Annotated in this window: 6 protein-coding genes; 3 read left to right on the plus strand and 3 right to left on the minus strand. The window is 68.0% G+C overall.

From position 1 onward, the window contains the following. Positions 1 to 200: 200 nt before the first annotated feature. Positions 201 to 2,063: a Stk1 family PASTA domain-containing Ser/Thr kinase gene (gene pknB / locus C1I98_RS34035; protein ID WP_111171441.1), complete on the plus strand. Its 1,863-nt coding sequence runs from the start codon at positions 201 to 203 to the stop codon at positions 2,061 to 2,063. A gap of 118 nt (positions 2,064 to 2,181) precedes the next feature. Here pknB and C1I98_RS34040 read toward each other — a convergent pair whose 3' ends face one another. After that, positions 2,182 to 2,787, minus strand: coding sequence for an anthranilate synthase component II (locus tag C1I98_RS34040; protein WP_111171442.1), 606 nt, complete (start codon positions 2,785 to 2,787; stop codon positions 2,182 to 2,184). Between the two features lie 129 nt (positions 2,788 to 2,916). Between C1I98_RS34040 and C1I98_RS34045 the strand changes: the two genes are divergently transcribed. Beyond that, entirely contained in the window at positions 2,917 to 3,165 is a 249-nt protein-coding gene (locus C1I98_RS34045; RefSeq protein WP_233508420.1) for a cell division protein CrgA, read from the plus strand. Positions 3,166 to 3,264: 99 nt separating this feature from the next. Here the strand turns inward: C1I98_RS34045 and C1I98_RS34050 are convergent, their stop codons facing one another. Then, positions 3,265 to 4,146 carry a rhomboid family intramembrane serine protease gene (locus tag C1I98_RS34050; protein ID WP_111171444.1) on the minus strand — a complete coding sequence of 294 codons (882 nt, stop codon included), beginning with the start codon at positions 4,144 to 4,146 and terminating at the stop codon, positions 3,265 to 3,267. Positions 4,147 to 4,341: 195 nt separating this feature from the next. Further along, complete coding sequence (locus tag C1I98_RS34055) at positions 4,342 to 4,872, minus strand: peptidylprolyl isomerase (protein ID WP_111171445.1); 531 nt, start codon at positions 4,870 to 4,872, stop codon at positions 4,342 to 4,344. Positions 4,873 to 5,038: 166 nt separating this feature from the next. On the opposite strand from C1I98_RS34055, the gene C1I98_RS34060 reads away from it, so the two are divergent. Then, positions 5,039 to 5,548, plus strand: coding sequence for a YtxH domain-containing protein (locus C1I98_RS34060; protein ID WP_146607811.1), 510 nt, complete (start codon positions 5,039 to 5,041; stop codon positions 5,546 to 5,548). Positions 5,549 to 5,776 lie beyond the last annotated feature (228 nt).

Genomic DNA, 5,776 nt, shown 5'->3' on the forward strand with positions numbered 1-5,776 from the left:
AGATGCGTATAAGAGACAGACTCCGACCCCAACGCCCACAGAGACCCCCACCACTCCCACCATGACGCCGACTGACACTCCCGACCCGGGTGAGACCAACCCACAGAACGGGCAGACGTAATGCGATATGGGGTCGATGATGGACACAGACGGCCTCTCGGCGCGCACCCGATGATGAACGGTAAGGGACAGTGCAGGAAATGACTCAGCCTCGGCTACTCGGTGGTCGCTACGAGCTCGACGGCATCGTCGGGCGCGGCGGCATGGCCGAGGTATACCGCGCCAGGGACATCCGACTGGACCGAATAGTAGCGATCAAGACGCTCCGTTCCGACCTCGCCAGGGACCACACGTTCCAGGCCAGGTTCCGGCGGGAGGCTCAGTCGGCCGCTTCACTTAACCATCCGTCGATCATCGCCGTCTACGACACCGGTGAGGACATGATGGAAAGCACGCCAGTGCCGTACATCGTGATGGAGTACGTCGACGGGCGGACGCTGCGCGACCTGCTGCGCGCCGACCGGAGGCTGCTGCCCGAGCGGGCGGCGGAGCTGGTGGACGGCATCCTGAGGGCGCTCGACTACAGCCACCGGGGCGGCATCGTACACCGCGACATCAAGCCGGCCAACGTGATGATCACCGGGGCCGGCGACGTCAAGGTGATGGACTTCGGCATCGCCAGGGCGATGGCCGACTCGGCCTCCACGATGACGCAGACCGCGCAGGTGATAGGCACCGCCCAGTACCTCTCGCCGGAGCAGGCCAGGGGCGAGCGGGTCGACGCGCGCAGCGACATCTACTCGACCGGCTGTGTGCTGTACGAGCTGCTGACCGGGCAGCCGCCGTTCACCGGCGACTCCCCCGTGGCGATCGCCTACCAGCACGTCAGGGAAGAGCCGATCCCGCCGTCGCAGATCGACCCGGAGATTCCGCAGTGGGCCGACGCGGTCGTGCTGAAGGCGATGGCCAAGGACCCGGCGCACCGCTACCAGAGCGCCGGGGAGATGCGGGCCGACATCCAGCGCGCGATGTCCGGCATGCCGGTCGACGCGCCGCCGCAGACGATGGCGATGACCGGTGGCAACTACGGCAACGGCACGCGGACGATGGTCGCCCCCGGCGGCGGGCCCGCGACCCAGCGCACCGGCGCGATCCCCGACTACGAGTACGCCGAGGAGCCCACCCGCACCGGCGGCCGCAGGCGGGCCGCACCGCCCTCCCGCGGCGGCAAGGCGCTCCGCACGACGCTGTGGATCGTGATCCCGCTGCTGATCATCGGCGCGTTCATCGGCATCGGCTACACGTTCCTCAGCTCGCCGAGTGAAAACGGCACGGCGAAGCCCGTGGCGATCCCCGACGTCACCAACCAGCAGGCGACGGCGGCGGCCAAGACGCTGACCGACGCCGGGCTGAAGGTGGTCCAGGTCTCGGAGTACAACAGCGACGTCGAGAAGGACGCGGTGATCGGTACCGATCCCGCGGCCGGCACCGAGGTCCCGCCGCAGAGCGAAGTGAAGCTGAAGGTCTCCAAGGGCAAGAAGCAGGTCGTGGTGCCGGACGTCATCGGGCAGTCGCCCGAGGACGCGAAGGCCGCGCTGGAGGCCGAGGGCTTCACGGTGTCGATGAGCACCAAGCCGGTCAGCCGCACGCCCAACCAGGTCTTCCAGACCGATCCCAAGGCGGGCGAGAAGGCCGACGAGGGCTCGACGGTCAAGATCTTCGTGCCGCGCGACCGGGTCGAGGTACCCGACGTCACCCAGTACACGCAAGGCGATGCGACAAAGGCGCTGCGGCAAGCCGGCTTCAAGGTCAAGGTGACCATGCAGGCCAGCCCTGACGTCCCCGAGGGCAATGTGATCAGCACGAGCCCGCCGGCGGGGACCCCGCTCAACCCCGGCACCACCGTCACGATCCTGGTGTCCAGCGGTCCTGAGCAGACGCAGCCCACCGAGGAGCCGACCGACGACTTCCCGACCGATCTGCCGACCACCGAACCCACCCCTGAGGAAGAGGAAGATCCCTTCCCCGAACAGGGTGAGCCGCCGGGCGACGGCGGGTTCTGAGCCCCTGGCTCGTCAAAAGGGCCCTGCCTGTGCCGTTGAGCACAGGCAGGGCCCTTTTGTATACCGGAGCACAAAAGAGGCCCCCGCCGCTCGGGGGCAACGGCGGGGGTCTCACTGGTTAGTCGTTCTGGGGCCGTCCCGCGTTACACGTCGCGGACAGCCAGTTGCCCAACATGCGGTGACCGTATTCCGAAAGGACGGATTCAGGATGAAACTGCACGCCTTCGACGGCCGCCGAGCGGTGCCGAAGCCCCATGATCTCGCCGTCCTCGGCGACCGCGGTCACGCGTAGCTCTGCGGGCAGCGCCTGGGCGTGTACGGCCAGCGAGTGGTAGCGGGTCATGGTGACCGGCGACGGGATGCCGGCGAACACGCCCTCGCCGTCGTGCGCCACCTCGCTGGTACGGCCGTGCATGAGGGTGCCCGCACGGCCCACCGTGCCCCCGTAGGCGACGGCGATGGCCTGGTGCCCCAGACAGACTCCCAGCAGCGGTACGCCCGCCTCCTCGCAGCGCCGGACCAGCGGGACGCTCACCCCGGCGGCCTCCGGCGTGCCCGGGCCCGGACTGATCAGCACGCCGTCGAAACCCGCCGCCGCGTCGTCCACGGTCACCTCGTCCCTGGCGCGGACGTCGCAGTCGGCACCCAGCTCGCGCAGGTACTGCACGATGTTGTGGACGAAACTGTCGTGGTTGTCCACTATGAGCACCCGGGGAATCGCCATGTCATGTCTCCGCCGACTATCCTTACACCGGTCTACACCGGTCTTCGCCTGCCGGCGATTACGCTAGCCAACGAAAGCACTGAGGGTGTTCATCAGCCCTCACAGAACGCCCACCTCAGGAGATGTCCCGTGGCCAAGCCCAAGACGACCCGCAAGAAGGCGGTCTACACGCCGCCTGCCAAGGCCCAGACGGTCAAGGTCAGCCCCCGCTGGCTGGCACCGACGATGGTGGTCGCCTGGATCATCGGGATCTTGTGGATCGCGGTCTATTATGTCGCGCCCAGCACGCCGTTCATCGGCCCACTCGGAAACTGGAACCTGCTGATCGGGTTTGTGTTCATCATCTTCGGTGTGGTTCTCTCCACCCGCTGGCGTTAGACCTTTCCACAGTTTTATCCACAGCCTGGGGAAGGCGCCGGGTGGCGGGGCCATTTGCCCTGATTCGGCGCCTGGCTTCGGCGTGCCGTCGCTTTGTTTTCAGAAGGCGTTCAGCGTGGCGTACGGCGGGAGCAGTACGACCGTGAGGATCAGCGCGACCACGATCACGCCGACGGCGGCCCACTGCACGAGATCGCGGTTCTTCGCCGGGGCGTAGGCGAACGCGGCGGCCAGCAGGCCGCCGGTGACCAGGCCGCCCAGGTGACCCTGCCAACTGATGACGCTGGACAGGAACAAGGTGAGCGCCACGTTGATGACGATCAGCCACACCACGCCGCGCGGGTCGTACCCCAGGCGCTTGCTGACCACGAACAGCGCGCCGAACAACCCGTAGATCGCGCCGGACGCGCCGACCGTGACCTCGCCGAGCAGATAGACGGCGACCGAACCACCGAGGGCCGACACCAGGTAGAGCGCGGCGAAGCGGGCGCTCCCGAGCCGTCGCTCCAGCTCGGGACCGATGGCGTAGAGCGCCCACATGTTGAACAGGATGTGCGTGATGCCGAGCGTGCCCTGGGTGAGCGGAAAGTGCAGGAAGGCCGCGGTGAGCATCCGGTACCACTCGCCGCCGGCGTAGACGTGGTACGGGCTCAGCGCGTAGTCGTTGGTGAAGCCCGGGATGAAGGTCTGCAGGGCGTAGGCGACCACGTTGATGGCGATCAGGGTGTAGGCCACCCTCGGCACGGTGACGGCCCGGCCGCCGAAGACGGCCTTGGCCTGGCGTGTCGTCCTGTTGCCGCCGCGGACGCACTCGACGCACTGATGCCCGACCGCGGCCTCACGCATGCAGTCGGGGCAGATGGGGCGCTCACAGCGCTGACACCTGACGTAGGTCTCGCGGTCCGGATGGCGGTAACACATCGGAACCGCCGCGCCCGGCTGGCCGGGCTCGGTCGGCGGGACGGGTGGCTGGGTGGTCATCGCGTACTCAAGGCCCCTTCGCCCATGCGCTGCTTCAGTGCCACCCTAATCACCTTCCGCCGATGCCGCGTCCACTCTTCCGGCCGCCGGCCGGATGCGCGAGGCGGCGGTCCCAGGGGCGGGACCGCCGCCTCGAACGCGCGGGTTCTGTTTCCGCTCTGTTCCCGCGGGCTCGGCCGTGCCGTGCCGGACGCGCTAGCCGCGTTCGATCGTGACCTCTTCGAGCACGACGTCCTGGACCGGGCGGTCGTTGCGGCCGGTCTCCACACGGCTGATCCGGTCCACCACGTCGGAGCCCTCGGTGACCTCACCGAAGATCGTGTGCTTGCCGTTGAGGTGCGGCTGCGGGCCGACGGTGATGAAGATCTGCGAGCCGTTCGTGCCCTTGCCCATGCGCTTGCCGGCGTTGGCCATGGCCAGCAGGTAGGGACGGTTGAAGTAGAGGTCCGGGTGGATCTCGTCGTCGAACGTGTACCCGGGCCCGCCGATGCCCTGGCCGAGCGGGTCGCCGCCCTGGATCATGAATCCGGGGATGATGCGGTGGAAGACCGTGCCGTCGTACAGCTTGTTCGTGGTCTTCTCGCCGGTCTCGGGGTGCGTCCATTCCCGCGTGCCCTCGGCCAGCTCGACGAAGTTGCGGACCGTCTTGGGCGCGTGGTCGGGGAAGAGCGTGACCTTGAACGTCCCCTGGTTGGTACGCAACGTTGCGATGAGTTTGTCAGCCATGCGGAGGCTGCCCCCTTTTGCTACGCCTGCCGAACAGGCGGTATTTGTCGTAGTTTCCTGACGGCGGCCCCAAAGGCCAACCGGCATCCTCTCACGGACGGCCATGATTGAGCCGCCTTGGCAGGGGAAGGGGTGCCGACGGGATCCCAACGCAGGGGAGGTTGACGTGTCCCTGAGAGGAAAGAAGCGCCACGTCATGGCCACTGGGCCGCAGACGTGGCAGGGCTGGATGAAGGCCCGCGCCATACGTGCCCGCGAGCAGGTCGGCCCGATGGCCGACAACGCCCGCGACATCGCCAACAGCCGGATCGTGGATGCCAGAACGTGGGCAGCCCCCAGGCTAGACCAGGCGGCCCACTCGGTCGAGGACCAAATCGCCCCCAGGGTCAGCGCGATCCTGAGCGAGGCGGCCAAGCGGGTCGATCCCAAGCCCGCGAGATCCCGCCGTCCGCTGCTGTTCCTGGTCTTCGGGCTGGCCTTGGGCGCAGCCGGCTACCTGATGTACCGCAGGAACGCCCAGCAGTGGTCCGACGCCATGCGGGAGAGCGCGGCCGACGCCACCCAATGGGCGGGCGACAAGGCCGAACAGGCCGGCGAAAAGATCGCCGACAAGGCCGACGCCGCCAGCCGCAGCGCCGACCAACGAGCCGAGGACATCTCCAAGAAACTGTCCTGACCAACCGACAACCGGGCCCCCAAACCCCCGGGCCTGAGCCAGGAACGGCCTAGGCTCGGCCAGCAGTCCCGTGCCAGCAGGCGAAGGGACTTCACCCCAGCGCAGGCCCATCGCCATCCTCACCAACAAGGAGGGTGGCGCGGGTCGTTCTGGGCGGCGCCACCGCCCCCGGACCGATAATCCCGCACACGCACGCGGCCATCCCCAGCACAAGATGTCCCCCAGACG

The organism is Spongiactinospora gelatinilytica, from assembly GCF_003236385.1.
Classification (GTDB): domain Bacteria; phylum Actinomycetota; class Actinomycetes; order Streptosporangiales; family Streptosporangiaceae; genus Spongiactinospora; species Spongiactinospora gelatinilytica.

What these genes read in the sequence shown, in the direction of transcription:
- pknB (WP_111171441.1), top strand. Translation starts at nt 201, where the DNA reads ATGACTCAGCCTCGGCTACTCGGTGGTCGCTACGAGCTCGACGGCATC.
- C1I98_RS34040 (WP_111171442.1), bottom strand. Translation starts at nt 2,787, where the DNA reads ATGGCGATTCCCCGGGTGCTCATAGTGGACAACCACGACAGTTTCGTC.
- C1I98_RS34050 (WP_111171444.1), bottom strand. Translation starts at nt 4,146, where the DNA reads ATGACCACCCAGCCACCCGTCCCGCCGACCGAGCCCGGCCAGCCGGGC.
- C1I98_RS34055 (WP_111171445.1), bottom strand. Translation starts at nt 4,872, where the DNA reads ATGGCTGACAAACTCATCGCAACGTTGCGTACCAACCAGGGGACGTTC.